General features: G+C 69.2%; 18 protein-coding genes and 2 pseudogenes. 14 read left to right on the top strand and 6 right to left on the bottom strand.

Annotated features, from left to right (window positions below):
- Positions 1 to 30 precede the first annotated feature (30 nt).
- Complete coding sequence (locus HED23_RS18785; RefSeq protein ID WP_203184556.1) at positions 31 to 1,212, bottom strand: glycosyltransferase; 1,182 nt, start codon at positions 1,210 to 1,212, stop codon at positions 31 to 33.
- A 58-nt stretch (positions 1,213 to 1,270) separates the two neighbouring features.
- On the opposite strand from HED23_RS18785, the gene HED23_RS18780 reads away from it, so the two are divergent.
- From HED23_RS18780 to HED23_RS18765, 4 genes are all read left to right on the top strand, one after another.
- A complete protein-coding gene (locus tag HED23_RS18780) occupies positions 1,271 to 2,062 on the top strand; it encodes a glutamate racemase (RefSeq protein WP_203184555.1) in 792 nt (263 codons plus the stop codon).
- Positions 2,063 to 2,121: 59 nt separating this feature from the next.
- Positions 2,122 to 2,685, top strand: a complete 564-nt coding sequence (locus HED23_RS18775; RefSeq protein WP_203184554.1) for a hypothetical protein — start codon at positions 2,122 to 2,124, stop codon at positions 2,683 to 2,685.
- Between the two features lie 117 nt (positions 2,686 to 2,802).
- Positions 2,803 to 4,434 (top strand): apolipoprotein N-acyltransferase, encoded by a 1,632-nt coding sequence (gene lnt, locus HED23_RS18770; RefSeq protein WP_203184553.1) that lies wholly within the window; start codon positions 2,803 to 2,805, stop codon positions 4,432 to 4,434.
- 9 nt (positions 4,435 to 4,443) lie between these two features.
- Entirely contained in the window at positions 4,444 to 4,974 is a 531-nt protein-coding gene (locus HED23_RS18765; protein WP_203184552.1) for an NUDIX hydrolase, read from the top strand.
- Here the strand turns inward: HED23_RS18765 and HED23_RS18760 are convergent, their stop codons facing one another.
- Positions 4,975 to 6,360: an MFS transporter gene (locus tag HED23_RS18760; protein WP_203184551.1), complete on the bottom strand. Its 1,386-nt coding sequence runs from the start codon at positions 6,358 to 6,360 to the stop codon at positions 4,975 to 4,977.
- Positions 6,361 to 7,007: 647 nt separating this feature from the next.
- On the opposite strand from HED23_RS18760, the pseudogene HED23_RS35295 reads away from it, so the two are divergent.
- The 5 genes and pseudogenes from HED23_RS35295 to HED23_RS18735 form a co-directional block, all read left to right on the top strand.
- Positions 7,008 to 8,507: pseudogene (locus HED23_RS35295) on the top strand (LamG-like jellyroll fold domain-containing protein); the annotation flags it as partial.
- Positions 8,508 to 8,824: 317 nt separating this feature from the next.
- Positions 8,825 to 9,235, top strand: a complete 411-nt coding sequence (locus HED23_RS35290) for a hypothetical protein (RefSeq protein ID WP_238442030.1) — start codon at positions 8,825 to 8,827, stop codon at positions 9,233 to 9,235.
- Positions 9,181 to 9,627 (top strand): DNA/RNA non-specific endonuclease, encoded by a 447-nt coding sequence (locus HED23_RS36110; RefSeq protein ID WP_420803084.1) that lies wholly within the window; start codon positions 9,181 to 9,183, stop codon positions 9,625 to 9,627. Before HED23_RS35290 ends, HED23_RS36110 begins: the two co-directional genes overlap by 55 nt.
- A gap of 12 nt (positions 9,628 to 9,639) precedes the next feature.
- Positions 9,640 to 10,176 (top strand): SMI1/KNR4 family protein, encoded by a 537-nt coding sequence (locus tag HED23_RS18740; protein WP_203184549.1) that lies wholly within the window; start codon positions 9,640 to 9,642, stop codon positions 10,174 to 10,176.
- A gap of 185 nt (positions 10,177 to 10,361) precedes the next feature.
- Positions 10,362 to 10,763, top strand: coding sequence for a hypothetical protein (locus HED23_RS18735; RefSeq protein ID WP_238442029.1), 402 nt, complete (start codon positions 10,362 to 10,364; stop codon positions 10,761 to 10,763).
- A 95-nt stretch (positions 10,764 to 10,858) separates the two neighbouring features.
- On the opposite strand, the gene HED23_RS18730 is transcribed toward HED23_RS18735, so the two are convergent.
- From HED23_RS18730 to HED23_RS18725, 3 genes and pseudogenes are all read right to left on the bottom strand, one after another.
- On the bottom strand, positions 10,859 to 11,164 hold the full coding sequence (locus HED23_RS18730; protein ID WP_238442028.1) for a hypothetical protein: 306 nt from the start codon (positions 11,162 to 11,164) through the stop codon (positions 10,859 to 10,861).
- 101 nt (positions 11,165 to 11,265) lie between these two features.
- Positions 11,266 to 11,627: pseudogene (locus tag HED23_RS35285) on the bottom strand (transposase); the annotation flags it as partial.
- 925 nt (positions 11,628 to 12,552) lie between these two features.
- On the bottom strand, positions 12,553 to 12,837 hold the full coding sequence (locus HED23_RS18725) for a hypothetical protein (RefSeq protein WP_203184547.1): 285 nt from the start codon (positions 12,835 to 12,837) through the stop codon (positions 12,553 to 12,555).
- 361 nt (positions 12,838 to 13,198) lie between these two features.
- Here HED23_RS18725 and HED23_RS18720 point away from each other — a divergent pair, with 361 nt between their 5' ends.
- The 4 genes from HED23_RS18720 to HED23_RS18705 all read left to right on the top strand — a co-directional run bounded on the left by HED23_RS18720 (position 13,199) and on the right by HED23_RS18705 (position 18,780).
- Entirely contained in the window at positions 13,199 to 14,434 is a 1,236-nt protein-coding gene (locus HED23_RS18720; RefSeq protein ID WP_203184546.1) for an oxygenase MpaB family protein, read from the top strand.
- 107 nt (positions 14,435 to 14,541) lie between these two features.
- Positions 14,542 to 15,765, top strand: coding sequence for an oxygenase MpaB family protein (locus tag HED23_RS18715; RefSeq protein WP_203184545.1), 1,224 nt, complete (start codon positions 14,542 to 14,544; stop codon positions 15,763 to 15,765).
- Between the two features lie 213 nt (positions 15,766 to 15,978).
- Positions 15,979 to 18,288, top strand: a complete 2,310-nt coding sequence (locus tag HED23_RS18710) for a molybdopterin cofactor-binding domain-containing protein (protein ID WP_203184544.1) — start codon at positions 15,979 to 15,981, stop codon at positions 18,286 to 18,288.
- A gap of 15 nt (positions 18,289 to 18,303) precedes the next feature.
- Entirely contained in the window at positions 18,304 to 18,780 is a 477-nt protein-coding gene (locus tag HED23_RS18705) for a (2Fe-2S)-binding protein (protein ID WP_203184543.1), read from the top strand.
- Between the two features lie 277 nt (positions 18,781 to 19,057).
- On the opposite strand, the gene HED23_RS18700 is transcribed toward HED23_RS18705, so the two are convergent.
- Positions 19,058 to 19,951: an EamA family transporter gene (locus tag HED23_RS18700; RefSeq protein WP_238442027.1), complete on the bottom strand. Its 894-nt coding sequence runs from the start codon at positions 19,949 to 19,951 to the stop codon at positions 19,058 to 19,060.
- A gap of 68 nt (positions 19,952 to 20,019) precedes the next feature.
- On the opposite strand from HED23_RS18700, the gene HED23_RS18695 reads away from it, so the two are divergent.
- Positions 20,020 to 20,874 carry a LysR family transcriptional regulator gene (locus tag HED23_RS18695; RefSeq protein ID WP_203184542.1) on the top strand — a complete coding sequence of 285 codons (855 nt, stop codon included), beginning with the start codon at positions 20,020 to 20,022 and terminating at the stop codon, positions 20,872 to 20,874.
- Positions 20,875 to 21,319 lie beyond the last annotated feature (445 nt).

Here is a 21,319-nt window from a genome sequence, read left to right as displayed (position 1 = left end):
GCGGACCGCAGCCGCCCGGGTCCGCCCGGCTCAGGGTTCCGGTGCGGCCTCGGGGCGGGCGTACGTACGCCCCTTCCAGGCCGCACCTAGCCCCCGGTGGTGCTGTACAGCGGAGTCCACCGTCATCAGGAGGTAGAGGACCGCGGTGAAGGGCAGCAGGGGCGCCAGCCACAGCGACTGCCGGTAGTACCCGAGCATGGGCATGTAGGTCCCCGCCATCACGGCCCACGCCGCTCCGCCCGCGGCCGAGGCCACCACATCACCCGTCAGCAGACCGGCAACCAGCGTGACGGGCGGGGCGACGTAGACCAGGCCGAGACCCAGGACCGTACCGGCCAGCAAAGCAGGGCTGTGGCGCAGTTGCGCGTACGCGCTCCGCGCGACCATCTGCCACAGGTCCGCCAGCCGTGGACCGGGGCGCACGCTGTCCACCCGCTCGGCCAGACCCAGCCAGATCCGCCCGCCGCTGCGCCGCACCGCACGCGCCAGTGACACATCGTCGATCACCGCCTGGCGGATGGACTCGGGGATCCGCGCCCGCTCGGCGGCCCCGGCACGCAGCAGCACACAGCCACCCGCCGCCGCAGCCGTCCGCGACCCCTTGTCGTTCACCCGGCGGAACGGGTAGAGCTGGCCGAAGAAGTAGACGAAGGCGGGCACCACCAAGCGCTCCCACGTGCTCGTCACCCTTAGTCTCGCCATCTGGGAGACCAGGTCGAACCCGTCCGCACCCTCGGTCCCGGCCGCGGCGACGAGCTCCCGCAAACTGTCCGGCTCATGAGCGATGTCGGCATCCGTGAGGAGCAGGAACTCGGGTTCGCGCCGCCGGGCCAGCGCCATCCCGTGCCGCAGCGCCCAGAGCTTGCCCGTCCATCCCGGCTCCGGCTCACCGGGCGTCACCACGGTCAGTGGCAGTCCTCCGCACCGCGCGGACAGCGCGCGTGCGATGTCCCCCGTGCCGTCGCTGCTGCAGTCGTCGACCAGGTAGATCTCAGCATCACCCGGATAGTCCTGGGCGAGCAGGGAGGGCATGCTCACCGGCAGGACCGCGGCCTCGTCCCTCGCGGGTACGACCACGGCCACCGAGGGCCAGCGCGTGGGGTCCCGGCGCACCGGCAGCCGCTGGTCGGTCCGCCAGAAGAAGCCCTGGCCGAGCAACAGCCACACCCACACGAAGAATGAACCCAAGGCGATCCAGGCAACGGCGCTCATCCGTCGAAGTGTGCCCCACTCCGGAGGCGTCGCAAGGGCTGTCGACTATGGTGACCGGGTGAAGATCGCACTCATGGACTCGGGAATCGGCCTGCTCGCGGCAGCGGCCGCTGTACGCAGACTGCGGCCGGACGCCGATCTGGTGCTGTCCTCGGACCCCGGTTCGATGCCCTGGGGGCCGCGTACTCCCGAGGACGTGACCCGTCGTGCCCTCGCCGTGGCACAGGCTGCCGCGGCCCACCGGCCGGACGCCTTGATCATCGCCTGCAACACCGCGTCCGTCCATGCCCTGCCCACTCTGCGAGCCGAACTGGAGCCCGGCCTTCCGGTCATCGGCACGGTGCCCGCGATCAAGCCGGCCGCCGCGGGCGGTGGCCCCTTCGCCATCTGGGCCACGCCTGCGACCACCGGAAGCCCTTACCAGCGTGGGCTGATCGACGAGTTCGCGCGGGCGGTGGACGTGACCGAAGTACCCTGCCCCGGCCTCGCCGACGCCGTGGAGCACGCCGACGAGGCGGCGATCGACCGTGCGGTGGCCGCCGCCGCCGCACTCACCCCGGCCGGTGTCACGGACGTCGTCCTCGGCTGCACCCACTACGAGCTCGTCGCCGAGCGCATCCGTGCCGCCGTGGAGCGGGACCTGCCCGGCCGCGCACCGCTCGTGCTGCACGGCTCCGCCGAAGCCGTCGCTGCCCAGGCGCTGCGCCGTATCGGGGCGGCACCCGCTCCGTCGGCCGAACCGGTCGGCACCCTTACCGTCCTCCTCGGCGGGCACACCGCCGAACTGACCGAACCCGCTCTCGCCTACGCCGAGGGCCTGCTGCTGAAGGCCGTCAGCCCCGCGATCTGACCGATCGAGCCACCCTGGCCGCGCTCCTCGCCGTGCGGAACGTGGGTACGCTGCTTGGCATGACGGACCACCCCGGCAACGCGCGGCACGGTTCGAGCCAGGCCCCGAGCACGGTCTGGACGGGACGGGCCACCAATCGCTTCCAGTGGCTGCTCGCCGCTGTGGGAGCAGGGTGCCTGGCACTCGGTATCGAACTAGCAGTCGACTCGGCGTGGGGTGCCGGTTTCGCCCCGCTGCTCATGTCAGTCATCGGCTGCGTCGCCGCCGGGCTCCTGATCCTCTTCGGCACCCTCGCCTTCGTGCACGTGGCCGTAAAGGTCGACGGTGACGCCCTGGAGGTGCGGTGCGGTCACGCCGGACTGCCGAGGCGCCGAATCCTGCTCACGCATGTGGTGGGCGCGGAGTTCGCCCCCAAGGTCACTCCGCGCCAGTGGGGCGGCTGGGGCTACCGCTGGCGCCCCGACCAGGGCACGGCAGTGGTCGTACGCCGAGGGGAGGCGCTGGTGCTCCGGCTGGGGGACGGCAGGACCTTCACCGTCACGGTGGACGACGCGGAGACCGCCGTACGCTTCATCCGGGACCGCCTGCACCTCTCGGCCACCGGGAAGTCATCGGCGCCCTGAACCCGGCGCGGCGCCGGTGCCTCGCGTTGCCGAATTCCTCGGGGCCGGTGTCCCCGGTGCCCCCGGGTGGCCGGATCCACTGCCGTCCTCACAGCTGCTCACCGTAGACTCCGGCAGGTGAGCGCCACCATCACCACCGTCGAACCGCCGCCCGCCGCCGCGTCCCGCAGCAGAAAGCTGTGGCCCCGGCTCGTCCGGCCGGCCGCAGCCGTGCTGTCCGGTGCGCTGCTCTACGCGAGTTTCCCGCCCCGGCCCCTGTGGTGGCTGGTGCTGCCCGGCTTCGCCCTGCTGGGCTGGGTACTGACCGCACGCAGGCTGCGTGCGGCGCTGGGCCTGGGCCTCCTCGCGGGTCTCGGCTTCATGCTGCCGCTGCTGCACTGGACGGGGGAGGAAGTAGGTCCTGTCCCCTGGCTCGCGCTCGCGGTCGCCGAAGCGCTGTTCATCGCCATCGGCTGCGTCGGTGTCTCCCTGGTCACCCGGCTCCCGTACTGGCCCGTCTGGGCAGCGGCCGTGTGGACTCTGGACGAGGCGCTCCGGGCCCGCGTCCCGTTCGGCGGCTTCCCCTGGGGCAAGATCGCCTTCGGTCAGGCCGACAGCGCGTTCCTCCCGCTCGCCGCGCTGGGCGGCACCCCCCTGCTCTCCTTCGCCGTGGTGCTGTGCGGCTTCGGACTCCTGGCAGCCGTCAGGCAGGTCCGCCGCTACCGCACCACCGGCACCGTGCCCCGCTCCGCCGTCGTCGCGGCTGCCGTCACAGTGGCGGCTCCCGTCGCCGCCGCGCTGGCCGCCCTCCCGCTGGTGGACGACTCACCCGAGGACGGCACCGCCACGGTCGCCGCGATCCAGGGCAACGTGCCGCGCCTCGGACTCGACTTCAACTCCCAGCGCCGTGCCGTCCTGGACAACCACGCGGAGCGCACGGAGCAGCTCGCCCGGGACGTGGCGGCGGGCAAGGTGAAGCAGCCCGACTTCGTCCTCTGGCCGGAGAACTCCTCCGACCTCGACCCGTACCGCAACGCCGACGCGCGCGAGGCCATCGACCGGGCCGTTCGGGCCATCGGCGCCCCCACCGTCATCGGCGCCGTGCTCAGCCCGGACAGCGGGCCTCTCCGCAACACCCTGATCGAGTGGGACCCGGAGAGCGGCCCCGTGGACACCTACGACAAGCGGCACATCCAGCCGTTCGGCGAGTACATGCCGATGCGGTCCGTCGCGCGCGTCTTCAGCAAGGACGTCGACCGGGTGCAGCGGGACTTCGGTCCCGGCAGCGAGGTCGGTGTGTTCGACCTGGCAGGCACGAAGGTCGGGCTCGTGACCTGCTACGAGGCCGCGTTCGACGACGCCGTACGCGACACCGTGAAGGACGGCGGACAGCTGATCGCCGTACCGAGCAACAACGCGACGTTCGGGCGGAGCGAGATGACCTACCAGCAGCTGGCGATGAGCCAGGTGCGGGCGGTCGAGCACGGGCGGTCCGTCGTCGTGCCCGTCACCAGCGGTGTCAGCGCTGTGATCAGGCCGGACGGCACGATCGTCCAGAGGACGAAGATGTTCACCCCGGACGCCCTGGTCGACGAGGTGCCCCTGCGGTCCTCGCTCACGCCCGCCACCCGACTGGGGGCCCTGCCGGAGGGCGTTCTGGCGCTGCTCGCGGTGGCCGGTCTCGGCTGGGTGACGGTGCGCTCGGTGCGCGCGAGGAAGGGGCGGGAGGGTCTGGCGGCCGGTCCGGAAGACGTCCCGGCCTCCACGTAGGCTCGTCGTATGGCTACTCCAGACTTCATCCGCGACATCCGTGCCACCGCCGGTCACCAGCTGCTTCTGCTGCCGGGCGTCACCGCGGTCGTCTTCGACGACGAGGGCAGGGTGCTGCTGGGCCGGCGCTCGGACACCGGCAAATGGTCGGTGATCGGCGGTATCGGGGAGCCCGGTGAGGAGCCCGCGCTGACAGCGGAGCGCGAGGTGTACGAGGAGACGGCGGTGCACTGCGTCGCGGAGCGGGTCGTCCTCACCCAGGCACTGAAGCCGGTGCAGTACGCCAACGGTGACCGCTGCCAGTACCTCGACATCACCTTCCGGTGCCGGGCGACCGGCGGCGAGGCGCGGGTGAACGACGACGAGTCGCTGGAGGTCGCGTGGTTCGGCATCGACGCACTGCCGCCGCTGAGCGAGTTCTCGCTGTTCCGGATCAAGCAGTCCCTCACGGACGGCCCCACCTGGTTCGCGCGCACCCCGAAGCCTGAAGGGCCCGGCTCCCCCGCGGACGGTGGAGCCGGGCCCTCGGGCGCGGTCTGATCAGACGCTGCGGGCGTCGGCCGGCATCGTCGCGGAATCCGCGGCCCGCCGGTCGTCCGGCTCGATGTCCGTGAGGTCCCGGCTCCTGGTCTCCTTCGCGCACACGATCGCCAGCACGGTGAGAAGCGCGGCGGCGATGACGTACAGCGAGATCGGTGTCGAACTGCCGAAGTCGGCGAGCAGCGCGGTGGCGATGAGGGGCGCCGGGGCGCCCGCGGCCACCGACGAGAACTGGGCGCCGATGGACGCACCCGAATAGCGCATCCTCGTGGCGAACATCTCCGCGAAGAAGGCCGCCTGCGGCGCGTACATGGCACCGTGGAAGATCAGCCCGACGGTCACGGCGAGCAGCAGGCTCCCGAAGCTCTTGCTGTCGATCAGCGCGAAGAACGGGAACATCCAGAGCGCCACACCTATGGCACCGACCAGATAGACGGGCCTGCGCCCCACCCGGTCGGACAGCGCCCCCCACATAGGGATGACGGCGAAGTGGACGGCCGATGCGATGAGTACGGCGTTGAGCGCAGTCTGCTTGCTCAGGTCCACGGCGGTCGTCGCGTACACGAGGATGAACGCGGTGATCACGTAGTAGCTGATGTTCTCCGCCATCCGCGCACCCATGGCGATCAGCACATCGCGCCAGTGGTGCCTCAGCACAGCGACCAGCGGCATCTTCTCGGCGGCGGAATCGTTCGCCTTGCGCTGCTCGGCCTTGGCCAGGGCGGCCTTGAAGACAGGCGATTCATCGACGGAGAGACGGATCCACATCCCCAGGATCACGAGTACGCCCGAGAGGAGGAAGGGAATTCGCCAGCCCCATGACTCGAAGGCGGACTCCGACATGAGGGCGGTGAGGGCGGAGAGCACCCCGGTCGCGAGCAACTGCCCGGCGGGCGCCCCCGTCTGAGGCCACGATGCCCAGAACCCGCGCCGTTTCGCATCGCCGTGCTCCGACACCAGCAGCACGGCGCCGCCCCACTCACCACCGAGCGCGAACCCCTGCACCAGGCGCAGCACGGTGAGGAGGACGGGCGCGGCGGAACCGATGGTGGCGTGCGTCGGCAGGAGCCCGATGGCGAAGGTCGCCCCGCCCATCAACAGCAGGCTCAGGACCAACAACTTCTTGCGCCCCAGCCGGTCTCCGTAGTGCCCGAACACCAGGGCGCCGATGGGACGTGCGGCGAAGCCCACGGCGTAGGTGAGGAAGGAGAGGAGGGTGCCCACGAGCGGGTCGGAGTCGGGGAAGAACAGCTTGTTGAAGACCAGCGCGGCAGCGGAGCCGTAGAGGAAGAAGTCGTACCACTCCACCGTGGTCCCGACGAGGCTCGCTGCGACGATGCGGCGGAGGTTGGACGGGGGTGGGGGAGCGGTTGCTGGGGCGGCCATGGATACCACTTCCGGACAGTTGGCGGGGACGTTTCCGTGTCGCCATACCGTAGGAAGGGGCAGGTCAGGGGCGTATGTGGCGGGACACCATAGTTCGGGTGGCGGGTGTGCGTGCGGGCGCTACGGGGAGGTGCCGCGGCTTGTTCCTGCCTCGTGGGGGTGGGCGGGAGCGGACTGTCCGAGTTGCACTGTTCGGCATATTTCGAGAGGGCGGTGCTGACTCCCGTGCTGGTTTGGTGCTGACTAAAAGCCCACGTCATCACCCGTCTTCACCTCTCCCGTGCTGACTTGGTGCTGACTACGCTGCGTTGCAGTCGGGCATTTCGGTGCGGAGCGGCTGGAGGTTCCGTTTGGACGCGTCCTTCTGCCAGACCCGTGAGGCGCGTGTCTCTGCCTCGAAGGGGGACCGTGAGGGCCGCGGGACTGAGACATGCCGCAGGTGTAGACCCATTCCCGGGGCGGGCGGGTGGCGTGCTCGGAATGGAGACTGCGAAGGCCGGACTGCGGCGGCTGGAGACGGGCTGGCAAGAGGTGGCGGCACAACACATCTACCGGGCGGCGTTGACCTGCACCGATGCTGACCGGCTCACCTCCGCTCGCGCGGAGAGGACGACACCGCCGTCACCTTCGACGGGAGCGCCGATTCCTACGTTCAGCTGCCCAACGATCTGCCCACGAGCCCGACCACTCCCACTGTCGAGCTGTGGTTCAAGACGGCCAAGTCCGGTGTGCTGATGGGCCTGCAGGACGTGGAACTGGGCGAGACCCCCACGTCATGGCGGCCTGCGCTGAACATCGACACCGCCGGAAAGCTGCGCGGGGAGTGGTACCTGGCCGGCAACCCGGGCGCGGACCCGATCACGTCGAGCCAGACGGTGACCGACAACAAGTGGCACCACGCCGTCCTGACCGGAGCGGTGAATACGCAGTCCCTCTACCTGGACGGTCAACTGGTCGGGACGATGGCCGGCACCATATCCGACCAGGGAAGGCCGCACGCCTACCTCGGCGCGGGCTACGCGAGCTCCGGCTGGATGGGGGTGGCAGCGGGTACCTACCACTTCACCGGTCAGATGGACGAGGTCGCACTGTACGAGCGCACCATGAGTGCGGCGACGGTGGACGCCGACGGCAACAGGGCGGCCACCGTCTCCGGCACCCAAGCGCGCACCACGTACACCTACGACGCACTGGGGCACATGACCAAGCAGGTCGAACCTGTGACGGACGCCAAGTCCATCACGACGACCTTCGGCTACGACGTGGCAGGCAACCGCACCCGGTTCACGGACGGCCGGGGCAACACCACGACGTACACCTTCACGCCCTGGAACCTGCCCGAGTCGACCATCGAACCCTCCACCACCGCCCACCCGGCCCTCACCGACCGCACCTGGACGACCGTCTACGACAAGGCGGGCCAGGACATCGCCGAGCTGCTGCCCGGCGGAGTGGAGCGCCACCGTACCTTCGACGGCCTCGGCCGCCTCGTTCGCGAGACCGGCACGGGCGCGGAGGCCACCACCACCGACCGCACCCTTACCTACGACCTCGCGGGCCGCATCACCGCAGCAGGCACGGACAACGTCCTCACCCGGAACACCTACACCTACAACGACCGAGGCCAGCTGCTGACCGCCGATGGCCCTGGCGGAAAGGTCGGCTACGGCTACGAGGCCGACGGCAACATGACCGAACGGGTGGGCGCCGACTCCGAGTCGTACTACGGGTACGACGACGGCGGCCGGATCGACTGGGTCTGGGACTCCCTCAGCGACAGCGACATCTGGTACGACTTCGACACCGCAGGCAGGCCCCTGCTCGAGGAGTACGCGGTCAAGCCCGCAGGCTCCACGGAGTACGAGGCCACTGCCCGTCGTGACTACACCTATGACAGCCTCGGCCGCCTCGCGAGCGACAGGGTTGCCAACCTGGACAAGACAACGCAGAGGGCCGGCACCACCTACGGCTACGACCTCGACGACCACCTCACCGAGAAGACGACGAGCGGAACCGCAGGCCCAGCCGAGGAGCGGTTCTGGTGGACCGGCGAAGGAGACAGCTTCTTCTTCAGGGGGTTCGCCGACGTCCTCGGCTTCCTGACCGACGCGGGCAGCTACAACCCAAAGGAATCACTCAGCAGTTGAAGCGTGTGGCAGAGTCGTGGTGACGCAGGCGTGCGAAATGCGGGACGGCCGTTTGCCGAGGAAGCCTGGACCACGCAGCAAACGCCGCATGAGACGAGCTGCTGGACCTTGCTCGACGGCGGAGTGGCGGCGTTGTGCGTGGCAGCTCTGACCGGTGAGGTGCGCCCGTCCAGCGAACGGCTCTCGGCGAGCGGTGGCATGAGTTCGTGAGCTGGCGCGGCGTGTAGGGGCCAGCAGGCCCTGTGCCTGGTCGATACGGACTGTGACTGTCGTCGGCCGCGAACTGGGGTAGTGCTGCGGCCCAGACAGTCCGCGCCGTGATTCGCCCGCCCCGCCCGGTCATCGACCAGAACGTCAACCACGGTCCGAACCCCGGGCCCGCGCCCAGCCGCCCGACGCCCAAGCCCGACTGGGACCCCAAGAATGGCGGCTGGACGCCTGGCGACGGCTGGAAAATAGTCGTCGGTGCACTCAACATGCTGAACCTGACCGGTAACGACCAGTACATGCCGGACCAGGCGCCGACCTCGCATCCGGCAGCAGGGATCGCCCCCGGTTCCGGCGGCGATCAGGATGATTTGGAGGACTGCCGCAGGCAGGGCTTCGGATGGGTGGACCCTGGACCACGGGACGCCGCGCACGGCAACCGGGCCCGCGCTCCTACGTCGGCTATCTGGGCGGCCGACCCCGCGACGTCAATGCCTGCCACCTCCTCGGCGCACAGCTGAGCGGCTCGGGCACCGACCTGGCGAACCTGGCGACCTGCGGAGCCGGTGCCAACTCCTATGTCGTCAAGCCTCAGAGCCCGATTCCCCCGATGGAAAGCCTGCTGGCCTTCGAGGACACCGTCCGGTCCCTCGTCGATTCCCAGCGTGTCGTCCGGTACGAGGTGACGCCGGTCTACACCGGCAGCCGAACCGCCCCCCACGAGTTCCGGATGTCCTACACGGCCTGGAACAGCAGGGGCGCTACGCAGGTGCCGACGCCACCACGGTCTCGAACCTCATTTACACTGCCGGCCGTAATTGGAAGAACCTGGGCACCGCCATCGACAGTCGTACCGGTGCCGACGTGCCGCTACCGGGGCAGCCGTGAGCATGGCCGTCCGCCCTGTGAGTGAAGGGACCCCCATATGTCTCACCCTGATGTCGCCCGCCTGCGCGAGTTGCTTCCGCCGCCCAGCTCCGGCGGCGACACGGTGGACTGGGAGCAGATCGAGCGGACGACGGGCATGCCGTTCCCGGCTGACTACCGTGAGTTCGTGGAGTTGTACGGCGGCGGCGAGATCGATGAGTACCTGGCAGTGAGCACGCCGCCGGTCTCTGGCTCGCCGTACGGGGATCTCCTGGATAGAGGCGAACCCGCTCTCTCTGACCGGGATCGCCAGGAGTTGGGATTTCTCCTGCGGGGAGGGGCTTTGCCACCGTTGCTGCCCTTCGCGGACTCGGCCAGCAGCGATGTCGCGTTCTGGCTGCGGGAGGGCGCTCCCGACGGCTGGCGGGCAGCTGTCTTCCGGAGGCAGACATCGCACGGGACGAGCCGCTGGACTGTGTTCGACGGCGGAGTGGCAGCGTTGTGCGTGGCGGCTCTGACGGGCGACGTGCACCCGTTCAGCGAAGGGTTCTCAGCGGCTGGAGGGCATGAGTTCGTGAGCTGGCGCGGCCTGTAGCGCGCGGCAAGGCGCCTACGCCTGTCGCGATCCGAACTGCTTGTCGCTAGCTGCGACGCGCCAAGCGTGGCTGGCGCCGCTTCATCCCCCGACGCAAGCCGAGGTCAGAAGTAGCCGCCGGTTAAAGGGCGTTTTGTCCTGGCAGGAGTGTTTGGCAATGCAGTGCTGCCGTGGATGATTGCGGGGTGTTGGTTCACGTGGAAGCGGTGGGGCGGGTCGCCGACGGGCGCGCGACGGTTCGGGTGCGCTCGGAGGTGGGTTCCGCCGAGGCATTCTGGTGCGGCGATCCGACGGGGGTGGGCCGTGAGCATTATGTGGAATGGACCGTTGAAGAGGACGTGGCCTGGGGCGGCAACACTCGACCGGCCACTTCATTTTCACCCGGGGTGGATGGGGCGGAAGACGGTCGGATCGCCTTTCGGGGGCGGCTGGGCCTGACGGGCGATGGCGGAGCCACGCTGGAAGTAGCTGGAACCCACATCCTGTTCGACCTCGCCGACCCACCGCCATCGGCTGCTGTCGATGGCACGTGGGTCGAGATCAGTGTGGAGCGGAACAGCGTCAGCCTGTGGCCCTACCTGCTGTGATTCGCAGGAGCCCGACTCTGCCGCCGTTCAGCTGTCGCGCCAGTTGTGGGTTGAGCCGCAGGCTCACACGAGAGTCGACTCCGAACTGGAAGGACTCATAGCCGCCGAGCCACGCTGACCCGCGCGTCCTCGCTCCTCAACGCCTGCGGCCAGCGGCCATCGATGACACCCGCCATATCCCGGCAGGCGCCACCGGCGTTCTCCCGCTCTGGCAGCCACCAGTAATCCGACGGCGACATGCCGGCTACCTGGATTCCGCACAGCGTCCTGTCGAAGATGCCGAAAGCATGGGAGACGTCGGCGGTGAGGCCGTCCGCGACGGCCCGCTCCCAACGCATGTCCACGGGCAAGTACGGCGGCCGCGAGACCTCGAACCACTCGCCACCCACATGCGTCCACACACATCGCACTCCACGGACGGATCCTCACACGCCTCCGCGTGTGACCCAACCCGCCTCACAGCGCTCGACATATCAAACATCCCCGCCGGGAAAAACGCTCTTTAATTGATCGTTGAGAATGAGATCCTGCGTCGTCTCAAACAGACGACGACGCTGTAGGCGAGTTGGAGCAGTCCGAGGTTGAGGTCGGCGCGTATCTCGTAGCGGATGCCAGCCGTTTGAACTGGTGAAGCCAAGCGAAAGTGCGCTCGACGACCCATCGGGTTTTGCCCAGGCCTGAGCCGTGCGGAGTGCCGCGGCGGGCGATCCCACGCGCGCCGACAAGACGGCGATAGTTGCCGAAGTCGAAGCCTCGGTCGGTGAACAGCTGCCGGGGCCGGTGGCGCCGGCAGTGCAAGTGGCGGTCGACGATGATGTGGTGCTTGCTGCCGGGGCGGGCCCGGCCGACCGGAGATGGTCCAAGCGAGACCTACGGGTCAGCAGGCCGAAAGTTCATGATCAGCAGCCTTTGTCAGTAGCAGTTACCCCTGTCGGCTCGGGCTGTTGGTGACACTGAGCAACCATGTTCGGAGGCCGTCGGAGGCCGTCGGGGGCAGCGGAGTACGCTGCGACGCAAGTCGGCCAGTTACCGAGTCAGCGCGCCACAAACCCCGTGCTGGTTCCGTGCTGACTTCGAAGGTCGGAATCATGGAAAGCCGCAGGTCCTAGCCCCGATCGGATGAGTTGTCGTACCACTCCAGCGTGGTCCCGACGAGGCCCGCTGCGACGATGCGGCGGAGGTTGGACGGGGGTGGGGGAGCGGTTGCTGGGGCGGCCATGGATACCACTTCCGGACAGTTGGCGGGGACGTTTCCGTGTCGCCATACCGTAGGAAGGGGCAGGTCAGGGGCGTATGTGGCGGGACACCATAGTTCGGGTGGCGGGGTGTGCGTGCGGGCGCTACGGGGAGGTGTTCCGGGGCGTTCACGCATCGCGGGACGCGCTTGAAGAGAGTGTCCGAGCCGCACGGGGTCGTTGCACGACGACCGGGGCGCTCATGCCGGGCAGGCCACCCCGCCGTCGTGGCCTGCCCGGACGGCGGCCGGCCCCGCGTCCTGAGGTGATGTCATGTCCGTGAGACCGGTCGGCCGCCTCATCGACGTGAGACGGTGACCGAGACCACGGCCGGCAAGTGCGGCCTCTGCAACGAGTCGCGAGACCCTGCGTCCCGCCGGCCGTCGACTCCCCGTTCCACGGTTGATCGGTTTCGGCTGGGTTCCGACGACAGCCCTCGGCTGTGCGGATCGGGGTCCGGGGGCATTGCGGAGTCGGACTCCGCGCCGTTTCCGTGATGCGCGTGCCGAAGCCGGCGCGTGCCCCGGACACCGCTGCGCATGCTCGGGACAGCGCTATGCAGAGGCGACGACGTCGCCTGCTGTGACTTGGGGAGGGTTGGGGAGGTGAGCGGCGAGGTTGTCGCGTACGAAGCGCGCCGCCCGCTCGATGGATTCCTCGGCGCCGGAACGATCCTGGAAGACGCTGGTCGAGAGCATCACCCCGTTTCCGGCATCGATCCAGTAGTAGGCCACGAATCCGGGGACCTGGCGCACGAGTGGTACGAACCCCTCTGCGACGAGGCGTCCCGCTTCGGCCGGATCTACTACACCCTCATATCGCCGGACTGCTGCGTACATGAATGATCTCCTCAAGGGGTTCGGCATCCGTGCTGCGACGACGTCGTACCCCCGGGGACACGTGCTCGCCTCGCGACACGCTCGGCAACCACCGGTAGGGCTCGCTTGATCATTCGAACGGTGGCTTCCGGGCGAAGGCCGGCACAGATCTGCCGACAGCGGGCTTCGTATCCGGCCGGATCCTGGCTCGGAGGCCCCCGGTTCCGTGGCGGAGCATCCGCGAGCGCCTCCTGATTTCGATAGGACTCTGGCGTTCCTGACTCACCTGTGCTCATCTGGTGACACAGAGATGCTCGATATGTTTCATTGTACCAATCTGGAGAACCTCAGAGCTGAAGGACTCAAGGAGGAGTTCGGGGCTATGGATGGACTCAGTAGGCGCAAGATGTTGATGGCGGGCGGGACCCTGGGGGCCGTCGGGGTGTTGGGCGGGGCTTCGACGGCCGCCGCGCGGTCACTGTGGACGTGGGCCCCGAGTGCGTCGATCGCGGGCACGGGAGAGGGCCTCGACCCGGAATGGGTGTGGGACGACGAGGCCGACCGGCTCATGGCCTCGGTGATCGACCGCGGTGACGTGCCCAGGGTCAACGAGCTGCTTCGCACCTGGACCCGCAACGACCAGGCGCTGCCGGCCGGACTCCCCCAGGACGTGCGCGACTTCATGGAGAAGGCCCGGCAACTGCCCTCCTGGGCCGACCGGGACAAGCTGGAGACCGCGGCCGAGTTCAACAAGTCCCGGGGTTTCTACCTCAATCTGCTCAACGGAGTGGGAGGCGGGATGCTGAGCACCGCCATCCCCAGGGAGGCGCGGTCCGTCTACTACTCCAAGGGCGGCGCCGACATGGAGGACCGCGTCGCCAAGACGAGCCTGCTGGGCTTCGCCATCGGAGACCTCAACGCCTACCGGCCGGACGGTGATGTCATCGTGCACGCCGTCAAGACCCGGATGGTGCACGCTGCGGTCCGTCACCTGCTGCCGCAGTCCCCGGGGTGGACCCGGACCGGCGACGGCCAGAAGATCCCGATCAGCCAGGCCGACATCATGGTCACCTGGCACAGCCTGGCCACGTACGCCATGCAGAAGCTGGTCGAATGGAAGGTCCCGATCACCGAGGCCGACTCGGAGGCCTATCTGCACGTGTGGCAGGTGACCGCCCACATGCTCGGCGTCCGCGACGAGTACATCCCCGCCACGTGGGACGCGGCCGACGCCCAGTCCAAGCAGGTCCTCGACCCGATCCTCGCCTCCACCAGGGAGGGCGTCGAGCTGACCGACATCCTGCTGGGCCAGCTCGCCGAGCAGACGAGCCCCGGCGGCATCGACCGCCCACTCGTCGACGCACTGGCCCGCTTCCTCGTCGGTGACCGGGTCGCCGACATGGACGGCATCCCCGAAGAGGCGTTCTGGGGAAAGGTGATCGCCACCGTCTGGCCGAGGCTGATCGCCTTCCGGGAGAAGCTGATCCCTCTGCCGCTCGTGCCGCCCCTCGCCTGGACGATCGACGAGGCGGCTCGTCAGTACATCCTCTTCTACCTCACCAAGGGCCGGGGCGCCCGGATCGAGATCCCGGACACCAACCGGCCCGGATCCCGCTGACGTCACCCGCGGCGTGTGCGGCGCCGCTCCACCGGCACCCGGCCGCGCATCCCCTGTTCTCTCCCCGTGGTGTCCACCGATCAGGACTCGAGAAGGAGCTCATAAGCATGGACGCGTTCAGCAGGCGCAAGATGTTGATGACAGGCGGGGCCCTGGGAGCCGCCGGGGCGCTGGCGGCAGCCTCCCCGGCGAGCGCCCGGTCCCTGTGGACCTGGTCGCCCAGCGGGTCGGTGGCCGGGGCGGGGGCGGGTGTCGACCCGGAATGGGTGTGGGACGAGGAAGCGGACCCGGTGCTCGCCTCCGTGATCGACCGCGGCGACGTACCCCGGGTCAACACACTGCTGAAGCGGTGGACCCGTAACGACCAGCCGCTGCCCGACGGACTCCCGGCGGACCTCAAGGAGTTCATGGAGCACGCCCGTCGGATGCCGACCTGGGCGGACAAGGGCAAACTCGACCGCGCCGCCCAGTTCAGCAAGACCAAGGGCATCTACGTCGGGGCTCTCTACGGCCTCGGCAGCGGCCTGATGAGCACCGCCATTCCCAGGGAGGCGCGCGCCGTCTACTACTCCAAGGGCGGCGCGGACATGAAGGACCGCATCGCGAAGACCGCGCGGCTCGGCTACGACATCGGGGACCTGGACGCGTACCTGCCGCAGGGTTCGATGATCGTGACCGCCGTGAAGACACGCATGGTGCACGCCGCGGTACGCCATCTGCTGCCGCAGTCCCCCGGATGGTCCGGGACCAGCGGGGGTCAGAAGATCCCGATCAGCCAGGCCGACATCATGGTCACCTGGCACAGCCTGGCCACGTTTGTCATGCGCAGGATGAAGGAGTGGGGTGTCCGGGTCAACACCGCCGACTCGGATGCGTATCTGCACGTGTGGCAGGTGAGCGCGCACATGCTCGGCGTCAGCGACGAGTACATCCCCGCTTCGTGGGACGCGGCCGAGGCCCAGTCCAAGCAGGTACTGGACCCGATCCTCGCCCACAGCCCGGAGGGTGAGGCACTGACCAACGTCCTCCTCGGGATCGTGGCCGAACTCGACGCCGGCCTGACACGCCCTCTGATCAGCGCCTTCACCAGGTACACGCTCGGCGGCGAGGTCGGCGACATGATCGGCCTGTCCAAGCAGCCGATCCTGGAGAAGCTCATATCGACCGCTTGGCCGCTGCTGGTGGCCTTCCGTGAGGGGCTGGTCCCGCTGCCCGCCGTCCCTGCGGTCCTGTGGACGCTGGAGGAAGCGCTCCGTAAGTTCGTCCTGCTCTTCCTCGCCGAGGGCCGGCCCATCGCGATCGACATCCCGGACGTCAACCGTCCGTCCTGAGCGGCTCCGGAACATCCGTCAGTGCGACAGCCGCCTGACGCTGCCGGGGGCGGTACCCTCCACCGCCCCCGGCAGCCCCGTCCACCACCCCAGCCGGAGCCGGAGCGACCATGCAACCACCGACCAGATCGCGCCGAATCGGGACGCCGGGACGAGTCCTCCGCCAGACTCCCGGACAGATGACGCCGCAAGGGCGCGCGGGAGAGGAGACCGATGGTGAACGGTGACGACCGGGCGGCCCAGCCGCCGTCCGGGAGCCACGCCTTCGACAGGCGCAGGTTCCTGGGATTCGTACTGGCGGCACCGACCTTGGTGGCTGCCGCCGAACTCGTACCTGCCGAGCAGGCCAGAGCCGACGTGCCTTCGGCCGACATCACGGAGCTGGTCGACCTCAACGATGTCATGACCTTGGCAGCTCTGCCGACCTCCGGTCTGATCACCGTCCAGGTCCACACGGACGGCACGGTGTCCTTCGCGCTGCCGCGGGCCGAGGTGGGGCAGGGCATCACCACGTCGACGGCCATGCTGATCGCCGAGGAGATGGACGTACCCCTCGACAGGGTCCGGGTCGTCCTCGCCGACGCACGGCCGGAACTCGTGTTCAACCAGCTCACCGGCGGGTCCAACACGACCATCGCGACCTACACCCCCATCCGGGTCGCGGCCGCCGTGGCGCGCGGAAGGCTGCTGGAGGCCGCCGCGACGGCACTCGGTGCGGCCCTGACCGAGGTCACCATCAGGGCGGGCGTGGTCATCGGCCCCGCAGGCCGGACCATCGGCATCGGGGCACTGGCCGAGAAGGCCGCGGCCGTACGGACCCAGCAGGTCACCGCCGAACTCAAGCCGGCCGAGCAGTTCACCGTCATCGGCACTCCGCAGCGTCGCATCGACGCTCTGGACGCGGTGACCGGACGCAAGAAGTTCGCGATGGACCTCACCGTTCCCGATGCCTTCCCGACCATGGTGTGCCGTCCGCCGACGATCAACGGAAAGGTCGGATCCGTCGCCAACACCGATGAGGTCCGGGCCATGCCGGGTGTCACGGACGTCGTCGTCATCAAGAGCGGCGTGGCCGTACGCGCCCTGACCTTCGGCCAGTGCATCGACGCCGTACGCGCCCTGAAGGTGTCGTGGGTGCCGGGGAGCGCGAAAGGCAAGAGCGACGACTCCGTGCTCAGGGAACTCAAGGCCGCGGAAATCACGATGGGGCTCCCGCCACTGACCCCGAGCGTCGAAGGCAGGTTCACCTTTCACTTCCGCAGCAACAGTGCGCTGGAGCCCAACTGCGCCATCGCCGACGTCCGCTCCGACCGTGCCGAGATCTGGTCCAGCCTCAAGGCGCCGATCGTCGCGAAGGAGGCGATCGCCGCCAACCTGGGACTGCCGCTGAGCGCGGTGACGGTGCATGTCACGGAAGGCGGCGGGTCCTTCGGACGCAAGCTCTTCTTCGACGCGGCGCTGGAAGCCGTCGAGGTCTCCGAGAAGATCGGCAAACCGGTCAAACTCATGTGGCACCGGGCCGACGACTCACGCCAGGGACGTGCGCATCCCATGGCCACGTCCCGGGTGCGCATCTCCTACGTCGGGGACACCGTCCTCAGCTACAAGCAACGCCACACCAGCGTCGCCACCGACCTCGGTCACGGCTTCGGTGAGATCTTCACCGCCCTGGCGGCGAAACTTCCGGTGGCAGACCTCGGATTCTCCGAGACCTTCTTCCAGCTCTCCCAGTCGATGCCGTACAACTTCGGCGTCAACAGCCGGCTGCTGAACGAGACCGACAAGAGTTTCAACACCGGCAGCATGCGCAACGTCTACTCTCCCGACGTCACCTGCGCGCGGGAACTCGTCATCGACGAACTGGCGTCGAAGATGGGAAAGGACCCCTACCGGTTCCGGCGCGACTTCCTCAAGGACCGCCGATGCCTCGCGGTGCTGGAAAAAGTCGCCGAAGCCGGGCACTGGGGCAGGCCGATGCCCGATGGAACGGCGCAGGGAATCGCCCTCCACTCCGAATACCACTCGGCCAGCGCGGTCCTGGTGGAGATCGACTGCCGGCCTGAGACCGTGGCCCGTCCGATCCGCGACGGCGTCGCCGGACCACGCGTCACCAGGGTCGTCCTCGCCGTGGACGCCGGCCTCACCATCAACCCACGGGGGCTGGAGGCCCAGATGATGGGCTGCGCCATGGACGGTATCGCCCTGGCCCTCACCTCCAGCCTGCACCTGCGTGACGGGTACTTCCTGGAGGCCAGCTGGGACAACTACTTCTACACCCGGCAGTGGAACACTCCACCCGAGCTGGACATCATCATCATGCCGGACACCACGGGGAAGCCGGGCGGCGCGGGCGAGCTGGGCGTCGCAGCGACGATGGCCGCGGTCGCATGCGCGTACGGACGTGCGACCGGAACAATGCCCACCACCTTTCCCGTCAACCACGGCACGCTCTCCTTCGAACCGAAGCCGACGGTCCCACCCGTTCCGCAGTCCCCGACCGATGGCCGCGACCACGCCTACTGACGCAAGGAGTCTCACGTGCCCAAGCACACATTCCGCCTCAACGGCGAGCAGGTCACCGTCGACATCGCCGACGATGTGCGGCTGTTGTGGGTGCTACGCGACGTCCTGGGTGTCACCGGCCCCAAGTACGGCTGCGGCATCAACGTCTGCAAAGCGTGTACCAGCCATCTCAACGGCAGGGCGGTCAACCCCTGCGCGATTCCCGTCGGGGACCTGAACCCCACCGACGAAGTCACGACGATCGAAGGCCTTCCGGCCACGGTGGGCGCGGACCTGCACCCCATGCAGCAGGCGTGGCTCGACCAGGACGTGGCCCAGTGCGGCTACTGCCAGCCCGGCCAGATCATGGCAGCCGTCGCCCTCGTGCGCCGGGCCGCGGAGGAAGGACGCGAAATCACCGAAGCCGATCTCGACGGCATCCGCAACATCTGCCGCTGCGGCACCTACCTCCGCATTCGTGAAGCCATCAAGGCCGGTGCCAGGAGCATGTGATGGCGAGGGTTTCCACGAGCGCCCTCTGCACGGACGCGTTGCCCTGCCACGCCGCCGTGGCCCCGGCAAGGGCTTGCCGCGGTGCTGCGGCGGAGTCGGGGCGGGGGAGCGGCTGTGGGCGGCCATGGCTGCCACGCAGGTCACACCAGGCGCCTGGACGCCGCTTGGTGCCCGGCCCTCGACGCACCGGACGGCTCGTCGCCGACGGGGCACCGGGGCAGGGGCGTCAGGTAGGGATTCAGGTGGGTGCGGGCCGGATCTGCGCGGCGCGCGGCGATCAGGCCGTCACCGGCCGGCCCGCCATGCTCAGGGTGTTGGCGGCGACGATGGCCGCGATGGCCGCCCACGCGGTCCAGCCCAGATCCTGGCCGAGGACGATCCAGCCGACCACGGCGGCCAGGACGGGGTTGACGCTCATGAAGAGCCCGAAGGTCCGGGCGGGTACCCGGCGCAGGGTGACGAGGTCCGCCAGGTAGGGGACGGCCGAGGAGAGGAGGCCGGCGGCGAGCGCGTAGGCGACGGCCCCCGCGGTGGGCGGTCGCTGGACGACGAGGACGACGCCGACCGGCAGGAACATCAGGGCGGAGAGTGCGGCGGCCGCCGCGGATCCTTGTACGCCGGGAACGCGTTCCCCCACGGTGCGGTTGAGCAGGATGTAGGACGCCCAGCAGACGGCGGCCAGCAGGCCCAGTCCCATCCCCAGGTAGTCGGTGGAAGGCTGCGGCCGCGCAAGGGTGACGACGCCCGCCGCCGCGATCAGCGCACAGCACGCGTCCACCCGGCGGCGTGAGGTGGCCAGCGCGATGCCGAGAGGGCCGAGGAACTCCAGGGTCACCGCGAGACCGAGGCCGATGCGGTCGATCGCACAGTAGAGGGACAGGTTCATCGTTCCGAAAACCAGTGCCAGCAGCAGTACTGGCCACCACTGCTTCCTGGTGAAGGTGCGCAGGCGGGGCCGTCCGACGGCTGTCAGGACGATCGCGGCGACGTACTGGCGAACGGCGACGACACCCACCGGCCCGAGGACCGGGAAGGCCAGGGAGCCGATCGCGGCACCGGTCTGGTTGGAGAGACCGCTGCCGAGCATGGTGATCACACCGGCCAGCCGTTCGGAGCCTGGCTTCGGGGCGGCGGCACCGGTGGTGGTCGGGGGAGTGGTGACTGCTGGCATTCCCCGATGCTGCGGCGTCGAGTCTCTTGCGCATAATGCATCTGCCGTCCCGTCTATACGCTTGAGTCATGGATGTGGATCTCCGGCAGCTGCGCTGTCTCGTCGCGATCGTGGACGAGGGCAGCTTCACCGACGCGGCCATCGCGCTCGGTGTGTCCCAGGCGGCCGTGTCGCGCACGCTCGCCTCGCTCGAACGGTCCCTCGGGGTACGCCTGTTGCGGCGAACCTCCCGTGAGGTGAGTCCCACAGGGGCGGGGGTGCGCGTAGTGGCACATGCTCGGCGGGTGCTCGTCGATGTGGACGACCTGGTCCGGGACGCCACCTCGGGCCACGTCCACCTGCGTATCGGCTACGCCTGGTCGGCCGTCGGCCGGCACACACTGGCGTTTCAGCGCAGTTGGGCCGAGTCGCACCCCAGGACGGAGCTGCAACTGGTCCGCGTCAACTCGCCCTCCGCCGGGCTTGCGGAGGGCGCCTGCGAACTCGCGGTGATACGCCGGCCGCTGGACGACCGCCGCTTCGATTCCGCCGTCGTGGGGCTGGAACGGCGTCTGTGCGCCATGGCGTCCGACGATCCCCTGGCCCGGCGCCGCTCCGTGACGCTCGCCGACATCGGCGGGCGCACGCTGCTCGTCGACCGGAGGACGGGCACCACCACCACGGATCTGTGGCCGCCGGGCTCCCGGCCCGCGATCAAGGACACGCACGACGTCGACGACTGGCTGACCGCCATCTCCACGGGCCGCTGCGTGGGTATGACGGCCGAGTCGACAGCCCACCAGTATCCGCGCCCCGGCATCGTCTACCGGCCGGTGCGCGATGCCGAACCGATCGCGGTGAGACTCGTCTGGTGGCGGGACGGGCCGCCTCCCTCGGTGCACGCCGCGATCGAACTGCTCACGACGCTCTACGGCACCGGATGACCGGGCGGTGAAGACGTGGTCACCCCCGGAAGCCCCGCATGAGCGAAGGTCAGGGTGGCCCGGACGTCCGTCCTGGCGCACCGCTCGCGGCCTGAACGGCGTGGGAGGTGTCCCCGCCACAGGACCCCGCTCCCTGATCCGGCCCGATCGCGACGAAAGGCCCTCGCCTCCACGGCCCTGTGCCGAGCCGATCGGGCCCACCGGGCTTCCTGCCGACGTCACCTCCGGTGGCGGCGCCGGCCCGGGCAGCCCGGGCCGGGCCCGCAGCCCACGACGACGGGCGGGGCGACGGACTCACCAGTCCACGGTGACCGTAAGCTAAGCCCTGGTCAACACGCTGTCGAGCGTGCTTTCGGGAAGAAGCGGGGGCAGTGGCGCAGGGCGGATCCGCCCCGCCTGCAACCCCTGCGACTCCCGGTCGAACCGCGCCGGTGCCACCGCCGGC

Origin of the sequence: Streptomyces pratensis (assembly GCF_016804005.1) — a bacterium.
Taxonomy (GTDB): Bacteria; Actinomycetota; Actinomycetes; order Streptomycetales; family Streptomycetaceae; genus Streptomyces; species Streptomyces pratensis_A.
The sequence above is the reverse complement of the archived record's forward strand: the minus strand, read 5'-3'. Positions and strand labels throughout refer to the sequence as shown.